The 299-nt window shown below is 63.2% G+C and carries 1 protein-coding gene; it reads right to left on the bottom strand.

Going from position 1 to position 299, the window contains the following annotated elements:
* A partial coding sequence (locus SB771_RS34000) for a LysR substrate-binding domain-containing protein (RefSeq protein WP_410721915.1) occupies window positions 1–299 on the bottom strand: 299 nt, incomplete at both ends.

The following is a 299-nucleotide window of genomic DNA, read 5'->3' on the forward strand; positions in this document are numbered from 1 at the left end:
GCGTAGGGCAAAGTTCAATCGCACCGGCCCGAAGCCCAGAGCGTGAAACCACGCTTCCCATCCCATCCAGCCTTCCGACGTCGAATCCGACTCGATCAGCGCCGCGTTCGCGACGTCCTGCAGCGATTGCGGCATGCCGCGCGACTCCACCCACTTCGGCGAGCACACGGGAAAGACCTCCTCGTCGAACAGCAAGGTTGCCGTGCCGTCGCTCCATCGTCCGTTGCCAAAGCGCACCGCGACATCGATCTCCTTGTGCCGCAGGTCTGCCGTGAACATCTGCGTGGAAAGGCGAAGCT

This window comes from Burkholderia sp. SIMBA_051, assembly GCF_046534915.1.
Taxonomy (GTDB): Bacteria; Pseudomonadota; Gammaproteobacteria; order Burkholderiales; family Burkholderiaceae; genus Burkholderia; species Burkholderia ambifaria.